This window comes from Cellvibrio fibrivorans, from assembly GCF_031457055.1.
GTDB classification, from domain to species: Bacteria; Pseudomonadota; Gammaproteobacteria; order Pseudomonadales; family Cellvibrionaceae; genus Cellvibrio; species Cellvibrio fibrivorans.
This window is the reverse complement of the sequence record NZ_JAVDVX010000001.1, coordinates 796,320-813,383: the sequence shown is the minus strand read 5'-3', so window position 1 is coordinate 813,383 and position 17,064 is coordinate 796,320. Positions and strand designations below refer to the sequence as shown.

The following is a 17,064-nucleotide window of genomic DNA, read 5'->3' as shown; positions in this document are numbered from 1 at the left end:
ATGTTATTTAATTAGAGATGGTCTGTGAATAAAACCAGAAAACTAATTGTTGTTGTAGGCATGCATCGTAGTGGCACCAGTGCTGTGATGAATGCATTGGCCTGCATGGGTGTAAGTCTAGGCGATGATTTATTGCCAGCAGGAAAAGACAACCCAAAAGGTTTTTTTGAAGACAAATCTATTAATGATTTGAATATCGAAATGCTTGATGTAATTGGGCAGGACTGGTTCAGTCTATCGCTGGTGACAGATGCTCAGGTGGAGCAATTAGTTAATGCAGGCTATTTAGAAAAGGCCGCAGATTTATTGCGTGCAAAAATGGTTGGGCATGAGCTGTTCGGCTTTAAGGATCCGCGTGTTTCTAAATTGTTAAAATTTTGGGTGAAGGTATTTGCATTGCTGGAATGTGAAACCCAATATGTGCTTTGCTTGCGTCATCCATTGAGTGTTGCCAATTCAATTCTAAAACGTAATAAAACCCCCATACGCAAGGGCTATCTACTCTGGCTGAGTTATAATATGGCGATACTCACCCAGCACTTATCTACGTCGCTTGTTGCACTTGATTATGATCAGCTAATGGAGTCGCCGGAAGCGCAACTGGAGTACCTTGCACAGCAACTGAACCTGAACATTCAACCAGATTTGGCTGCTCGCTTTGTTGAAGAGTTCCTGGACGATAATTTACGCCATACCACTTTTTCAGCTCTTGATTTAAAACATGATTGGCAATGCCCACCTGCTGTGATTTCCGCTTATGACATAAGCCATGGTTTGCTGTTGGTAGATAATCAACCGGCGATTGCCCGTTTTAATGAATTGTATTTCGCGCAAAAACAACAATTGGATGAAGAGTTTTTATTGCTCGATCAAATTGAAAAAGCCGCGATAGATTATGTTTATGCCAATGAAAACGTTTCCGGTTTAAAGCAGCTGATTGAAGAGCGCACGCAGTGGGCAAGGTCATTAGAGCAGCAAGTTAATGAAAGAACCGAATGGGCTAAATCTTTAGAGGAACAGGTGGAGGTGCGTACACTCTGGGCAAAATCCTTAGAAGAGCAGGTGGATGAACGTACGCGCTGGGCAATCAACCTCGAACAGCAGATTGAGGAAAGAACCCGATGGGCTAAATCGCTCGAATTGCAGGCTGAAGAGCGAACCCGCTGGGCAAAAGATCTTGAGCAGCAAGTGGAGGAACGAACCCAATGGGCCAAATCTTTGGATCAGCAGTTAGCGGTTATGCGCAGCAGTGAATCTCGTTTGCGTGAAGACATAATATCGGCGCAAGAAAATATTTCACAGCTGAACGATAAAAACAGTCAGTTACATCAACGCTTGCAGGATACAAACGAGCAACTACTTATCACGCAACAAAAACTGGATTTACAAATCCAACATTTAGATTCGCAAATTTCTGTTAATAAAAATCTGGAGTATCAACTGAAGGACTTACAATCGGATTACAAACGGGTCATCAATTCGCGCTCGTGGAAAATCACTCGCCCCTTGCGTGTTGTCGGACGCCTGTTGCGTGGCGAGACCGGCTCGGTTATCACATCGCTTAAGCCGCGTTTGCAGCGCTTCGCGCGCAATACATACCACCGCTTGCCGTTAAATTCGCATATTAAAAATGCCTTGGCAGGTTGTATTTATCGCATTGCCGGTTCGATGTTTGAAGGTGTGGTGCACTATGAAATGTGGCGTCGCAGCGGCAAGCCGAACTTACCTGCGGTTGCCATTCAGGGTGTTATTGCCCCCGATGACATTCAATCGGTACTAAATAGCTTGGTCTTGCCCGTATCATCGGCCCCCTTGGTGTCAGTGGTTATTCCTAGCTACGGCAATTTACCGGTGACGCTCACCTGTTTGGCATCTATTGCACGTCATAAACCGAAAGCAACAATTGAAGTGATTGTGATGGAGGATCATTCCCCCGATCATGAGATTCATTGTTTGCAGCAGGTGCAGGGGCTGCGTTACGAGGTCAATCCACACAACCTCGGGTTTATCCGTTCGTGCAATCGCTCGGTGTCGCTGGCCAAGGGTGAATATATCTATTTGCTGAATAACGATACTGAAGTGACCGAGGGATGGTTGGATAAATTGTTGGAAGTGTTTGCGAGTCATTCTGATTGCGGCATGGTGGGATCAAAGCTGGTGTATCCCGATGGGCGCTTGCAAGAAGCTGGTGGTATTTTATGGCGCGATGGTTCCGCGTGGAATTACGGCCGTATTCAGGATCCATCCCAACCACAATTTAATTATTTGAAAGAGGTTGACTATTCTTCTGGCGCTTCCCTGCTGATCAAGAAAAAACTGTTTGTTGAGTTGGGATTGTTTGATGAGCGCTATGTGCCTGCATATTGTGAAGATTCGGATTTGGCCTTCAAGGTGCGTGCCGCTGGATTAAAACTTTACTACCAGCCGGCATCAGTAATTGTCCATTACGAGGGAGTATCCAATGGCACCGATGTGCATGGTGGCGGCATCAAGTCGTATCAATTGGAAAACCAGAAGAAATTTTTTGAAAAATGGCAAAGTGTATTGAGCCAACATCCAGAGAATGCCCAGCGGGTATTTGCTGCGCGCGATAAATCCCTGGCTAAGCCCTGCATTGTCATTGTCGATCACTATGTGCCGCGCCCGGATCGTGATGCAGGCTCGCGCACCATGGTGGCATTTATCCAAACCTTGCTAAACATGAATTGCAATGTGAAATTCTGGCCAGATAATTTGTGGTTTGATCCCGAATACACACCGCAATTGCAGCAGTTGGGTGTGGAGGTTATTTATGGCAGTGATTATGTCGGTAAGTTTGAAGACTGGATTAGTTCAGCAGAAGGGCAGGTGACTCAGGTACTGTTGAGTCGGCCGCATATCGCAATTAATTATTTGGATTCGCTCAAAAAATTTCCCGAGATCCATGTTGCTTACTACGGTCATGATCTGCATTTTGCGCGTATGCAAAATGAAGCTCAGGTCACGGGTAATAATCGTCTATTAAAAGAAGCTGACGATTGTTTGCAAATGGAAAGTAAAATTTGGCACGCGGTGGATATGGTGTTGTACCCATCGGATGAGGAGACCGGTTTTATCCATGCCCAGTATCCTACTGTTACAGCGCAGACTATATCGCCTTATATTTATCCGCAGGCTTCCAATTATCTGCAGCGTGATCCTATCAACATCAATCGGATTATTTTTGTCGCCGGCTTCGGTCATCCACCCAATACGGATGCGGCAAAGTGGTTTGTGAAAGAAATTTTGCCCGAAATCAAAAGCCGTATTGAAGATGTCGAAGTATATCTGATTGGCTCCAATCCTTCTGATGAGGTCAAAGCCCTGGCATCGGATAAAGTGATTGTCACTGGCTATGTGACGGACGAACAATTACTGGCGCATTACTTGAGTGCGCGTGTCGCGGTTGTGCCCTTGCGTTATGGTGCCGGTATAAAAAATAAGGTGATTGAGGCTATGGCTTATGGTACCCCTCTAGTGACCACTGATATTGGGGCACAGGGATTGGAGGGATTGGCTGAGGTTACGCCGGTTGCATCAGGCGCTACAGAATTTGCCGCGCATGTGTGTGAAATCTTGAATGACGATATTCAGTGGCGTAGCAGCTCCAATAATGGCGCCCTGTTTGTAGAAAAACATTTTTCTGAGGCCGCGATGAGCAGCATGCTTCGACAATCGCTTAAAATTTCATTTTCCGGCGAAGGCAAACTCTAATGCGTTTAAATTTGGATAAACTTTATGGCAAAGTCAGGGCGCGTGCACCGCTGCGTCTGGGTCTCGCAGGTGGTGGCACCGATGTATCACCTTATTCAGATGAATTCGGTGGTTACGTTCTCAATGCCACTATCGACAAATATGCTTACGCGACGCTCAGCTACAACGACAGCGGCGTTGAATTTGTTGCTGCTGATATTGAGGCGCGTTGGCAGGGGGCTGCCGTACCTGTAATTGACGCGGGCAAAAAACTGGAGCTGCATGCCGGGGTTTATAATCGCATTGTGCGTGAATTTCTCGATGGCAAAGCTATACCAGTGTCATTGGTTACTCACAGTGAAGCGCCACCCGGTTCTGGTCTTGGCTCGTCGTCTACCATGGTGGTAGCGATGGTGCAGGCGTTTGTTGAATATCTTGCCTTGCCACTGGGTGAATACGATATTGCCAAACTTGCTTATGAGATCGAACGTGTTGATTTAAATCTGGCAGGTGGCAAACAAGATCAATATGCCGCCGCATTTGGCGGATTTAATTTTATGGAGTTTTATCACGACCGTGTGATCGTCAATCCACTGCGGATTAAAACCGATCATCGCGCTGAGCTTGAATCATCACTGGTACTTTTTTATACCGGTGTATCGCGCGAGTCAGCCAATATTATTAAAGAGCAAACTAATAATGTAGTCGGCCGCAATGATCAAGCCATGGCAGCATTGCAAGCAGTAAAAGCTGAAGCGCAAAAAATGAAGGAGGCTATTTTGCAGGGGGATTTTGAAAACCTCGCTGCATCTTTGCGCTCCTCCTGGGAGGCCAAAAAGAAAATGGCCTCGACGATTAGCAACACGGATATCGATATTATTTATAACGCTGCCATCGCCTCGGGCGCGGTTGCCGGAAAAGTATCGGGTGCCGGTGGTGGTGGTTTTATGATGTTTTTAGTTGATCCTGCCAAACGTCCCAATGTTATCCGTGCCCTGAATGGTTTTAATGGACAAGTGATGACAGCAGTTTTTGTTGAACAGGGTGCACACTCTTGGAGAGTAATATGATTCATTTTATTGAAAAAGAATTATCAAAACTGGCAACGCTGATTGCTGATATTCAAGCGGATAAAGCGCTACTGAATCAGGTTGTTCAATCAGCCGAAACTATTGTTGCTACATTGCGCAATGGCGGCAAGGTATTAATTGCGGGTAATGGTGGCTCAGCTGCTGATGCACAACATATCGCGGGCGAATTTGTCAGCCGCTTTCATTATGATCGTCCTGGTCTCGCCGCTATCGCATTAACAACTGATACGTCAATCCTCACTGCGATTGGTAACGATTATGGTTACGAGCGCCTGTTTTCCCGGCAAGTGCAAGCCTTAGGGCGGGAAGGTGATGTGTTTATCGGCATCTCTACGTCAGGTAATTCGGCAAATGTGATTGCGGCCTTTGAGGAAGCGCACAAATTGCAATTAACGACCATCGGATTCACGGGCGTAATGGGCGGAAAAATGGCTGATATGTGTGATATCACTTTACGTATGCCATCAAAAGAAACGCCAAAAATTCAAGAGGGTCATATTGCTATTGGCCACATCATCTGCGGCTTGGTTGAAGCTGCCATGTTCCCGAGAAACGAATAACGTGTACGAAGCCATTATTCTAGCGGGGGGTTTTGGTACGCGTTTACGCGAAGCTGTACCCGATTTGCCAAAGCCCATGGCGCCGATTGCCGGTAAACCTTTTCTGGCCTGGCAGTTGGATTACTTAATTCAAATAGGTGTTAATCGTTTTATTTTATCGGTCGGCTATAAGGCCCAAACAATTCGTGATTATTTTGGCGATGAATACCAAGGCGCTGACATTGTTTACGCAGAAGAGACCGAGCCATTGGGTACCGGTGGGGCTATTCAATATGCATTGACCAAAGCAATTCAAGCGCGAGTGTTTGTGTTAAATGGCGATACCCTGTGTGCGACTGATCTTGGTGCGCTGCGTGTGCTCACAGTTAACCATCCCGGTTCGGTGGGTATTGCAGTAAAACATGTCGATAATGCCGGCCGCTATGGCGCCATTGCCTTTGATGAAAAAACCCGATTGGTTACACGTTTTGGTGAAAAGTTATCAGCAGATCCCGGTTACATTAATGCAGGTATTTACGATGTCCCTGCCAATCTATTTGATGCCATTGCGATAGCAACACCTTTTTCATTTGAGGTGAGTGTTATCCAACACCTGGTTGGTAACAACCTGTACGCGCAAGCATCGGGTGATTTTTTTATTGATATAGGCATTAAAGACGATTTCTTAAGTGCACAAACCTTAATCCCCTCTTTTATAAAGCAGTAACCCTGTTGGCTTGCGGTGCAGCATCATACACCTGCGCTTGCTGCCGATGTGAACAGGCGTAGCACGCCAAATGGATGAGCCGGGCCACCATAAATTCTGAACACTGTCGAGCAGCGCATACATGTTGTTAAACCAGGTACTCAATCCGAGAAATAATAATTTCGATTTGTTTCGTCTGATCGCCGCCCTGTTGGTGATCTATGGTCACGCGTCGGGGCTTGTGCATGTACCTAACGTGGTCAATAGCGATTTTGTAGCGAGTCTGTTGCGCTTTGATTATTCCGGTTCCCTCGCGGTAAAGTTTTTTTTCATGCTCAGTGGTTTATTGGTAACCGCGAGTTTTCTCTCCCGGCCACATGTGGGGGAATTTATTATAAAACGTGCGGCGCGGATTCTGCCGGGGTTGTTTGTTTGTTTGTGTATTTCGGTATTTATTATCGGCCTCTGGTTTACCACCCTGTCTTTGCCTGAATATTTTGCTAACAGTCAGACCTGGAATTATTTAATTAATAATACGCTCTTATACCAATTGGAATGGCGTTTGCCTGGTGTTTTTGCGGACAGCAAATATGGTCTCAATGGATCGCTCTGGACTCTGCCTTTAGAAGTGGTTTGCTATTTATTTTTGGCCGCAGTCTATGGGTTGGGGATTTGGCGGATTCAGTGGCTGGCGAATTTGGTCTTGTTGGGTGTGGTATTTCTCTCTTTCTTTATGCCAGAGTTCTTGACTCCGGTTTTTGCTGGTAATAAAGAAGCGCATTTATTACCAGGATGCTTTGCATTGGGGGCACTGTTTGCGACCAATCAAAACCTGATTGTGATTCATAAACAGGGTGCTCTGGCACTTGTTCTATTAACCGCGTTGCTCTGGGCCACCAGCTTGAAGCTGGTACTCTTTTATTTATGCTTTTTCTATTGTTGCCTCTATTTAGGTTCACGCAAAGCGGTAGTTGAAAAATTAAAAATTCCAGCTGATCCGTCCTACGGTGTTTATATATATGGTTTTTTGATCCAGCAATGTCTGGGTCATCTTTTTCCCCAACAAGGGGTGTTATTCAATCAAATAGTTGCCGCCATTATCGCACTTATCGCAGGCATACTTTCCTGGTACTACATTGAAAAGCCTTCGATGCTATTGGTCAAAAATTTTCTCGCACAGGAAAAAGAGTCCGGCATATTGAAGTTGAAAACCGAAAATTGGTTAGCGCGATGCATCGAATCGATAACAGGTAAGGGCGCGCTCAGGTTGGTCGGCTTAATAGCTATTGCCTGGCTGGTGTATTTTGTTTCCTTGTATTTTATTTTCCCGGGCTATTTTGATCCGCTTTCATTTCATCACTCAGATTTTTATATACCCGCTGCGTTCGCCAATGCCCCTGGTGAGTATTACAGTTTTACCAGTCTTCTAAACTGGCCACGGCCATTGCTGATGTGGGCGTTAAAATTTGGCGGATATTTTGGCCATGCGGGCAGCGTCGCTTGGTTGGTGGCTATGGTGTTCCTCAACTGTGCGCTGACTGCGTTACTGTTTAAACGTTTGTTAGCTTTAGTTATAGATTGGCGGTTTTATTTATTCTTTGCCCTCTATTGTTATTTGTTATTCACCCAGCCGTATTTTTATACCTTCTATTCGCAAGATATAGGTTCGCAGCTCTCATATCTCCTTCTGCTTATAGGTTTTATCGCACTGCTAGAGTTTATTGATCGCAGTAAGTTTGCTGCGTTTTCAGTGCTATTTGTGTTGACTACCGGCGCCATGTTGATGAAGGAGACTTATGCCTTATCAATTGGTTTTGTAACATTTTGCTGGTTTATTTATTACGTTAAGCAAAATTGGCTGAAGGCTATTCTTCCCGGAGTCGCAGTATTTTGTGGCGGTATAGTTTCGGCACTAGTGAATTTTAAAACCAATTCGGTATTTGTTAACCTCAGTGCAGAACAGGGTTCGGCGTATCACATCGATATTAGTATTTTGAGCTTGGCAAAAGAAATGGCGCGCTATGCCCGCGAAGGAGTCACGCCTCTTCTTGTTATTGTTTTTGGTTTAATCCTGTTCCAAATTTATAAAACCTATAAAGATAAATTATGGGTACGCAGCTTTTTAATCTGTCTCGTGTTCGCGCTTCTAGCTTGGCTACCCAATGCGTTATTACCGTTCCACCACTACGAGGGTTACTCGTTTAACGGATTGTATGTGTGTTTTGCTGTGCTATTTTTTGCGGTAAAAATAGCTCAAGAATACGGCCATTCAAAAAAAATCTTCTGGGTCATAGTTATTTTTACATTGTTGAGCCCACTTACCAGCATAAAAAAATATCAAGGCACACGAAATACTTGGGTACTTGCGATGGAAAAGGTGCAGATGAATTTGCTCGCTGGTTTTACCAAAGCGACCGCGCAGTTAGTTCCGCTGGATAAAAATATTACTGTTCTTGTTACTGGAATCAGCGCTCCTTTCCACCCCTTTGCATTCCCTGAATCTCTGCGATCCTTTGCCGGTGGCAATAAAGCGGAATATTATTTTGTGGTGCCAAAAGACTTTCCTGATAAGGTTGGGATAAAAATTGATCTGGTAAATTATATTAAAGAATCTGATAAGGCTACTGTTGCCTACGATCAGGAGTGGCAATTTGACGACCAGGGTAATTTGGTAGCTATAAATTCAAAGAAAGAATAGGGCGGTGATTGGAGTGTTAAAGCATTATTGGGAAGTCTTAATTAAGGCTGCGCCCTTTGGGGCATTTTTAGTAGTAGCCGCCTGTTTGGCATTGAGTCCACACGATTTGAGTGGAACCTGGAGCGGTAGTGCGTCCAGATATTTGCTGGGATATTTATGTATCAGTTTTGCAGTATTCGGTTTTATTCGCTGGTTTTTGCCCAGTAAACAAAATTTGGCTCTATTGGCCTGCTCGTTTCTTTTCTTACTTGTTGTTGCGGGTTTAATGCAGGTGTTGGCGGCAATTTTCGTGCTGTTATCCTGTGTTTGTCTTGGGCTCCTATTTAGCCATTGGTTGGGTATTGACAGTGAGCGACCGCAGTTTGTCCTCGCCATTATTTTTGGTGCAACTATCTACACTCTCTTGGTTACTTCTCTGTTGTTGGAACCAGTGCATTATCAGTTTGCGTATATTGCCATTTTTTCTTTGCCAATTATATTTGTGCTGTATTCGTGGCGATTAAGGAGCTCTATATTCATTGCTGTACAAGCGCAGCTTGTATGTATAAACACGGAGTTGCAGTTGGTAGGTCGTAAAAGCTTCTTCGCTTTTGTGCTTATTTTTACCTATCTTGCCGCCTATGTTCTCTTTCCTAACGTAAATGCTGATGAAAATTCAGTGCATCTTGCATTATGGACACAGCTAAGTGCCAAAGCATTTTTCTCCGTTGATCCTGCTACTCAAGTGTGGTCCGCTGCACCCAACACCTTTGCAGCTATTCATGGAGTATTATCTCTGCTATCAGGTGGTGATGCTAAGGGTGCATTAAATGTATTGTTGCTTTTGTTGCTGCTGGGTTCTATTTTTAAACTACTGCACTGGATTGATATTGCCCGCAACGAAAAATTGGCACTAACGGTACTTTTTTTAACTACTCCATTAGTTGCATTTACTTTAGTTGGTTTGCAAACGGACCTTTTTTTGGCGCTATTACTGTGCACTTCCTGCGCATTATTAATTGATCTGCTTGATAATTTTCGCCTCAATACTGCGGTAGCGGCTCTTTTTGTTGGTTCATTGGCGCTTTCGGCCAAGTTGCCAGCAGTTACTATTGCAGGGGCGATACTTATTGGTGTTATTTATGCGTGTTTGCTGCATAAAAGTTATCAAAAATGGAATACTAAAGATTGGCTAAAGATATTCTTTTGCTTATTAATCGCAGCTGCGCTCGCATTTCTTCCCTATATTCGCGCTTATATCTTTACCGGAAATCCTGTCTTTCCGCTATACAATACAATATTCGAATCACCGTTCTTTGACCTTTATGACTTCAAAGATCCTCGGTGGGCTAAAGGTGCTAATTTTTCATCATTTTATGGGTTATTTTTTGAATCAAAGTTGTTTTTTGAGGCGGGAAATAACTTTGTTGGCGGATTCCAATATTTTTTACTGGCACCGATTGCCTTTGCGGCGATCATTTTTTTGCGTATCAAGCACTTGGGTGCCATTGTGGTAATGGCTCTCTGCTATCTTTTACCGATTTTTTTGTCTCTCCAATATTTGCGGTATTTTTTTGCTGCTATGCCCTTGTTGGTTGCGGTTATGGGCGTCCTATATCTGCTTGGGGAAAAAGATAGCGCTTATAGGAAATGGCTGACAGTTAGTTTTTATGGTACTGCACTAATCAATCTTGTATTTATGCCTGGAGTGTGTTGGGTTTTTTTCAATTCGCCGTTCCAGTATTTAAGCGCGAAAAATCAACAGCAAGCGATTCTAGAATATTTGCCAGAGCAACAGCTCAATAGGGAAATTAATGCAATAAAATCGAATGCAACAGTGTTGTTTGCGCTTGACCGGTCTTTCGGTGCGAATTTGACTGGTAAGCCCATTTACAACACCTTTTATGCTAATGACTACAAAAAGGCTATCAATAGTTGGACAAATGCAGATGATGTTTACAATGCATTAAAGGGATGGAGCGTCGATTTTGTCTATTGGGATCAAAAGCAGTCCTATAGCGTTGTTCATACACAAAGAAATTTAGTGCGAGAAGTGCTTAATAAGTATGGTAAGCCGGTTGCCCAAGCCGGTCAGATGCTTGCGTTTACGGTTGCAGACTCACCAATTAACTACAAAGAAATTTTTTCCTACAGCAAATTCACCTCTTTGGTTGATTTCAGAGTAGCAGGAGCGCCGCAGATCGAGGATCAGTCAATCAAGATCGGTAAGCAGGATGTGCTCAGCAAATCGATTAGTCTCAGTGCATTCACCGCTTTTAAATATTCAGTGGAGTTCAGTTGCGAGGCAGTAGCTGATTCATTTGTCGCACATATCGATTTTGGAAATGATCATGTGTATTACAAACTACTCAACTGTCATGACGGTGTTGTCTCCTACACAGAGACAGGATTAATCCCAGTTGGAACGAGAGAATCTGCTGTTGCTTTGTCGCTACGCGCTGAGCAGCCAATTAGGGTTAACAAATTATCATTGCATGCGTATTAATAGTAGCAGTCGTGCATGTAGAATTTTCATTATAAAAGACTGTTCTGCAAATAGCTGCTTCATTTTATTGATACATGTAGAAAGATCGAGATGCGGTACCGCATAGCTGAGAGTTCCTGCGCGTATATCAGCGTAGTGTGGACTTTTTTGAGCGATTTTGTATTCAGTTATAGAAATAGCAAAAGCCAATAGTTCAAGTCAGGCGAAGTATGTTGCGCATTTTCGAATGGAGGTCAACAAATAATATGCAAATGATACGCAGGAGGGACTGATGTCTTGGATCGTATGGATAGCTGAGAATGTTTAGATAATTACCTCGTTAGATGTTGAATTTAGAAAATTAATTTGATTTATGCCGAATTTCCGAGATAAAAATTACCGAGAAATGGCTATGCCTCATGTTGAAGATAAGAGCTCGATATTGCCCGTCACGAATAAAGCTTTAGAGTTCGTCGCTCTGTTTGCACTTGCTTTAATCGCTCATGCCGTTGTGTTGCAGTTTATATTTCCTGGGTATTATGACCCCTTGTGGCCGCTTCATTCTGACTTTTATCTTCCCACAAATATTAGTAACTCTGGGTTAGGTGTTCTAAATTATTTAAGTAAACCTCGTCCTTCAGGAATGGCATTCTTTTTCTTAATTGGACGCTTTGGCGTTCATGGTTCAATTGCAGCCATAATCTTTGTCACACTTATGAATGTAGCAATGACCGCTACTATTGCAAAAAATCTATTGAATATTAGTTTCAATTTTCAGTTTCTGGCGACTTATATAATCTATATTTTTTTATTGTTTTCTCATCCCTACTTCTATTCTTTTTATGCGCATGACGCGTTTTCGCAGTTATCATATTTTTTCTTGTTAATTGGCGTTTTGTTTTATTCATTTTTTTTCAAAAAGTCATTTAAAATATCTGTATTGTTACTTTTTATATTTTCACTGCTAGCCTTTCTGGCTAAAGAGACCTTTGGCTTAGCTGCAATTGCCGTTTCTCTCGTATGGCTTTTGTATCATCAAAAGAAATCAGTGAAAGAAGCCATAGCGCCCACCGCATCAGTTTTCTTAGCCCTATGCATAGTTTTTATCTATAGTTTCACCATAAAATCCGCTTTTATTACAAACAGCAACGATGCCTACAGGGTAGAGTTTAACCCGTTGTCAATTATGTCAAATTGGTTTGAATATGTTTCTCTCGGCTATAATGTTGCAAGTCTTGTTGGATTACTGTTGATCGGTGCTTTGGTTTGGTACAAGTTTCAAGTTAAGAATAAATCATCTGTATTTTTCTATGCCGCGTGCCTGCTCGGATTCATCGCAGCGTTACTTCCTAATTCGCTTTTAGCAAGTCATGTGCATCCAGGTTACTCATGGACTGGTGCATATCTATCATTTGCAATCATTTTTTTAGTAGCATCGCCTCATATTATACATGGCTGGAAACGACCACAGATTGGTCTCTTTATTGGTCTTTTGCTCATGGTTGGTTTCATCAGCCATGTAGTAAACATAAAGAAATATTCAAGTTCGGCTAATCAGTGGGTTTTGATACAAGAAGATATACAAAGAAATCTGCTAAATTCCCTTAAGATGTTAGTTGAAGATCTAGATGAAAAAGAAAGCGAGCATATTCTGATAACCGGTATATCGTTTCCTTATGAACCATTTCACTATGGAAACTCGTTAAACAATTATCTTTCTAATTACGATGTGAAAATTGATGTGCTGTCCTATTCACAGGAATCAACTGCAACACAAAGAGGTAAATACATATCTAAAATACCTGTTTCGAACGAACTTGACTTGTCAAAATATTCACGAATATGGCTTTTTGGAAATGATGGTCGGTTTATCTATTTATTTAAAAATGAAAAAATAAATGATCTTTTTCCACTTAAAAAATACATTCTTTTCCCTGAGGTTGGAGATGTTTTAGGGGTTAATTTTTTATCGTTTACCAGTGATGATAGCCTTACCAGCTTCGCGGACGGTTACAAGCTATTGAATGCAGGTAACACGTACTTGATCTATCAACAAACTGACCTGGCAATTAATGCGTACAAACAAAGTGCGAGATTGATCCCTGATAACCCATATCCGTGGTATATGATCGGGATAGAATTGGAAAAACAAAACAAACTTGAGGAAGCAAAAACTTATTTAAATAAAGCAGTTGAGTTAGATCCCGGCAATCTCAATGAGAACTTTAGATCTGCATTGATGCGAGTAACATCCCATAAATAATTATTGGATGTATGAAAGCCATTTCTTGAAAGGATGGTGATTAACTCTTCTGACAGCGGTCTACGCTTAATCTGGGATCTTTTTCTACAGGCATGTTTTTTTTGCCCCGGCATACACATTAGACTGAGACGATCTTGGTTTACATGAGGCAACTTTGGAATGGCTGGTGGCGCACCTGACTGGATTCGAACCAGCGACCAACGGCTTCGGAAACCGCTACTCTATCCAACTGAGCTACAGGTGCGTAATAGGACTTAACACGATGATCAAGGGCGGCGATTCTACTGTCCTTGATCGCGCCCGTCTACGGCAAACTTGCCCTCTTATTTATGATTTAAATCGATTGCCAAATCGTGAATGCTCAGCTCTTTGGTGACCTGCGTTGAACCGATGCTTTGGCTCATGGTGCCAAATTGGAAATCGGCAATCATGCGCTCCAGGCGCGGCAGGCAGCGTTGCAGGTTTGTGTAGTGGCGGAAGTTGCTGAACCAACTGGCATTGGGGATGCGCGGTTGTTCCGGGTCTATTTCCCAAGGGTGGAGATAAAAAATTTGCGGTTTGGTTTGGTTGAGGCTCGCGCGTTCAAATAACCATTTTGATAATACATAGGGATATTGGCGAAAGTAACCGCCGCCTGCTGCGGGAATCGACTGGCCGAGTATTTTGGCGGTGGTCAATGGGAATTCCAGCAGGCTTGCACCGCTGTTGGTAATGATGCGATAGGGTTCTTCGGGGCTGCCGGGGATGCCGTAATTGTCGTGGCGTGTAGGGAAGATGCTTGAGTCCCAGGTGAAGCCCAGCTCAGCCAATATGTCCAACGCCCAGAGCGATTTGCGCGTTATTGAATAGCTGGCTGCGCGATAGCCGGTGATGGGTGTTTGCGCCAAGTCTTCCAGGATTGTTTTGGATTTTGCGGTTTCTGCGCGGAAGATATCCTGATTCTGTCTGTAAATCAGTTGATGGCTGTAACCGTGCGAGGCGATTTCATGGCCTTGCGCGCGGATGGTTTTTACCAATTCCGGATAATGGTCAGCGACCCAGCCCAAAACAAAAAAGGTAATTTTGATATTGGCATCGTCAAACAATTGCAGCAGGCGATGGGTGTTTGCCTCGACGCGCGATGGCCAATTTTTCCACTCGCTCGGTTTGATCACATTGGCGAAGGCAGCAACGTGATAATAATCTTCCACATCCACTGTCATGGCGTGAGTGACTTTGGCCTGCGCAGCGGTAGTGTGGAGGGATTGGATGTGCGACATGTGCTGTTTGCTCAGGATGTGTGGGATCAACGTATTGCGTAGTAAGCGCGATACCATTCGATGAAACGCGCTACACCTTCCTCAATGGAGGTTTGCGGTTTGTAGCCGACAGCGCTGACCAGTGAATCGACATTGGCGTAGGTATCAGGTACATCACCCGGTTGCATGGGGAGCAAATTTTTCACTGCAGTTTTGCCCAAACCCTGTTCCATCAACTCAATAAAGTGCAGCAGTTCTACGGGATTATTGGAGCCGATATTGTAGATGCGATAGGGCGCTGAGGAGCTGGCGGGGTCGGGGTGTTCGCCAGTCCAGTTGCTGTTGGGTTGGGCGGGATTGTCCAGGCTGTGAATAATGCCCGCGACTATGTCATCTATATAGGTGAAGTCGCGGCGATGTTTGCCGTAGTTAAAAACTTCGATGGCCTCACCGCGCGCGATTTTATTAGCAAACAGGATCGGCGCCATATCCGGGCGACCCCAGGGACCGTAGACAGTAAAAAAACGCAGGCCGGTAGTGGGAATCTGGAATAGATGGCTGTAAGTGTGTGCCATCAATTCATTGGATTTTTTGGTCGCCGCATAAAGGCTCACTGGGTGATCCACGTTGTCGCATTCGGCAAAGGGCATGCGCGTATTTGCACCATAAACCGAGCTGCTAGAGGCGTAGACCAGATGCTCGGTGCCGAAATGGCGGCAAGCCTCCAAAATATTTAAAAAGCCGGTGATGTTGGAATCGACGTAGGCCTGCGGGTTGCTTAACGAATAGCGCACACCTGCTTGTGCGGCGAGATTGACTACACGTTGTGGTTGATAGGTTTTGAACGCCTGATCGATCGCATTTTTATCTTCCAAGCCGATGCGTAGCTCGGTAAAGTTTGGCTGTGAGGTTAATAAATCCAGCCGCGCCTGCTTGAGTCGCACATCGTAATAATCGTTGAGATTATCGATTCCAATAACCTCATCGCCGCGCGCCAATAGTTGTTGGGCGAGTGCGGCGCCGATAAATCCTGCTGTGCCGGTAACGAGAATTTTCATATCAGAGGCGCGCGTCTACGGCGTTTTTGGGCAGTATGTGTTTTACATCGAAGAGCACATGGTTGGGGGCACCCAGTGCTCGAATACCCTCGGCGCCCATTTCGCGAAACACATCGTGGGCTACGCAAATGATAATTGCCTGATAGCTGCCGGGAATGGGCTTGTCGATCAGATCCAAACCGTACTCGTGTTTGGCTTCGGCGGCATCGGCCCAGGGGTCGTAAATCTGCACATTAGTGTTGTAGTTGCGCATCTCTTCAATAATGTCGATGACACCGGTATTGCGCAGGTCGGGGCAATTTTCCTTAAAGGTCAAACCCATAATCAGAACATTGGAATCGACCACATGGGCCTTGCGTTTGGTCATCATTTTTACCACCGAGTCGGCCACGAAGGCACCCATGCGGTTATTGATGCGGCGCCCGGATAAAATCACTTCCGGGTAGTAGCCCACTTGTTGCGCTTTGTGGGTCAGGTAATAGGGGTCAACACTGATGCAGTGGCCGCCAACCAAGCCCGGGCGGAATGGAAGGAAGTTCCATTTGGTGCCCGCAGCCTCAAGCACTTCCAGCGTATCTATCCCGAGGCGATGGAAAATCAATGCCAGCTCATTTACCAAGGCGATATTGAGATCGCGCTGGGTGTTTTCGATCACCTTGGCCGCTTCAGCAACTTTGATGCTGCCGGCCTTATGGGTGCCAACTACCACAATTTTGCGGTAGAGCTCATCGACATAATCCGCGACTTCAGGCGTGGAGCCTGAGGTGATTTTGATAATATTGTGAACGCGGCGCTGTTTATCGCCGGGGTTAATCCGCTCGGGGCTATAGCCGGCAAAAAAGTCTTCATTGAAGCGCATGCCGGAGATCTGCTCGATAATCGGAATGCACACTTCTTCGGTGCAGCCGGGGTATACGGTCGATTCAAAAATAACAATGGAGTTCTTCTTGATAACGCGGCCGAGCAGCGCCGAGGCTTTTTCCAGAGGCGTCAGATCCGGTTGGTAACTGTTATTGATCGGGGTGGGCACGGTGACTATATAAATGTCGGCGCCTTTGATGTCCGCTTCCTGAGTGGTAAAGCTCAGCAGCTCTGTTGCTTGCAACTCCTCGGCGGTCAATTCCAATGTGTGATCTATGCCAGCGCGCAATGCATCGACGCGCGCCTGGTTGATGTCGAAACCGAGGGTGGTAATTTTTTTACCGAATTCGACAGCGAGTGGTAGGCCAACATAACCTAAACCTATGACACAGAGTGTTGGGTTGCTTGCAAACATGTTTATTCCTTAGCGGGGGG

Annotated in this window: 10 protein-coding genes and 1 tRNA gene; 7 read left to right on the top strand and 4 right to left on the bottom strand. The window is 44.6% G+C overall.

Translation table 11 applies throughout. The features are described from left to right. The first annotated feature begins 24 nt into the window (after nucleotides 1–24). The 7 genes from J2X05_RS03410 (at nucleotide 25) to J2X05_RS03380 (ending at nucleotide 13,472) form a co-directional block, all read left to right on the top strand. Nucleotides 25–3,732, top strand: a complete 3,708-nt coding sequence (locus J2X05_RS03410) for a glycosyltransferase (RefSeq protein ID WP_310068640.1) — start codon at nucleotides 25–27, stop codon at nucleotides 3,730–3,732. Continuing rightward, nucleotides 3,732–4,781 carry a GHMP family kinase ATP-binding protein gene (locus tag J2X05_RS03405; RefSeq protein WP_310068637.1) on the top strand — a complete coding sequence of 350 codons (1,050 nt, stop codon included), beginning with the start codon at nucleotides 3,732–3,734 and terminating at the stop codon, nucleotides 4,779–4,781. Before J2X05_RS03410 ends, J2X05_RS03405 begins: the two co-directional genes overlap by 1 nt. Next, the gene (locus tag J2X05_RS03400; protein ID WP_310068634.1) at nucleotides 4,778–5,362 is read left to right on the top strand and encodes a D-sedoheptulose-7-phosphate isomerase; all 585 of its coding nucleotides are present in this window, start codon (nucleotides 4,778–4,780) and stop codon (nucleotides 5,360–5,362) included. Before J2X05_RS03405 ends, J2X05_RS03400 begins: the two co-directional genes overlap by 4 nt. Nucleotide 5,363: 1 nt before the next feature. Beyond that, complete coding sequence (locus J2X05_RS03395; protein WP_310068629.1) at nucleotides 5,364–6,068, top strand: nucleotidyltransferase family protein; 705 nt, start codon at nucleotides 5,364–5,366, stop codon at nucleotides 6,066–6,068. 121 nt (nucleotides 6,069–6,189) lie between these two features. Further along, complete coding sequence (locus J2X05_RS03390) at nucleotides 6,190–8,745, top strand: acyltransferase family protein (RefSeq protein ID WP_310068626.1); 2,556 nt, start codon at nucleotides 6,190–6,192, stop codon at nucleotides 8,743–8,745. A gap of 13 nt (nucleotides 8,746–8,758) precedes the next feature. Then, the gene (locus J2X05_RS03385; protein ID WP_310068624.1) at nucleotides 8,759–11,230 is read left to right on the top strand and encodes a hypothetical protein; all 2,472 of its coding nucleotides are present in this window, start codon (nucleotides 8,759–8,761) and stop codon (nucleotides 11,228–11,230) included. A 391-nt stretch (nucleotides 11,231–11,621) separates the two neighbouring features. Next, a complete protein-coding gene (locus tag J2X05_RS03380) occupies nucleotides 11,622–13,472 on the top strand; it encodes a tetratricopeptide repeat protein (protein ID WP_310068622.1) in 1,851 nt (616 codons plus the stop codon). 167 nt (nucleotides 13,473–13,639) lie between these two features. Here J2X05_RS03380 and J2X05_RS03375 read toward each other — a convergent pair. The 4 genes from J2X05_RS03375 to tviB form a co-directional block, all read right to left on the bottom strand. Continuing rightward, nucleotides 13,640–13,716, bottom strand: a tRNA-Arg gene (locus J2X05_RS03375). 79 nt (nucleotides 13,717–13,795) lie between these two features. Continuing rightward, nucleotides 13,796–14,731 (bottom strand): XrtA system polysaccharide deacetylase, encoded by a 936-nt coding sequence (locus tag J2X05_RS03370; RefSeq protein WP_310068620.1) that lies wholly within the window; start codon nucleotides 14,729–14,731, stop codon nucleotides 13,796–13,798. Nucleotides 14,732–14,757: 26 nt separating this feature from the next. Continuing rightward, nucleotides 14,758–15,768 (bottom strand): NAD-dependent epimerase, encoded by a 1,011-nt coding sequence (locus tag J2X05_RS03365; protein ID WP_310068619.1) that lies wholly within the window; start codon nucleotides 15,766–15,768, stop codon nucleotides 14,758–14,760. 1 nt (nucleotide 15,769) lies between these two features. After that, entirely contained in the window at nucleotides 15,770–17,044 is a 1,275-nt protein-coding gene (tviB, locus tag J2X05_RS03360; protein WP_310068618.1) for a Vi polysaccharide biosynthesis UDP-N-acetylglucosamine C-6 dehydrogenase TviB, read from the bottom strand. Nucleotides 17,045–17,064 lie beyond the last annotated feature (20 nt).

Bases quoted from the DNA above. Each gene is read 5' to 3' on its own strand.
- J2X05_RS03390 (WP_310068626.1), top strand. From the start codon at position 6,190: ATGTTGTTAAACCAGGTACTCAATCCGAGAAATAATAATTTCGATTTG.
- J2X05_RS03370 (WP_310068620.1), bottom strand. From the start codon at position 14,731: ATGTCGCACATCCAATCCCTCCACACTACCGCTGCGCAGGCCAAAGTC.
- J2X05_RS03380 (WP_310068622.1), top strand. From the start codon at position 11,622: ATGCCTCATGTTGAAGATAAGAGCTCGATATTGCCCGTCACGAATAAA.
- J2X05_RS03405 (WP_310068637.1), top strand. From the start codon at position 3,732: ATGCGTTTAAATTTGGATAAACTTTATGGCAAAGTCAGGGCGCGTGCA.
- J2X05_RS03400 (WP_310068634.1), top strand. From the start codon at position 4,778: ATGATTCATTTTATTGAAAAAGAATTATCAAAACTGGCAACGCTGATT.
- tviB (WP_310068618.1), bottom strand. From the start codon at position 17,044: ATGTTTGCAAGCAACCCAACACTCTGTGTCATAGGTTTAGGTTATGTT.
- J2X05_RS03365 (WP_310068619.1), bottom strand. From the start codon at position 15,768: ATGAAAATTCTCGTTACCGGCACAGCAGGATTTATCGGCGCCGCACTC.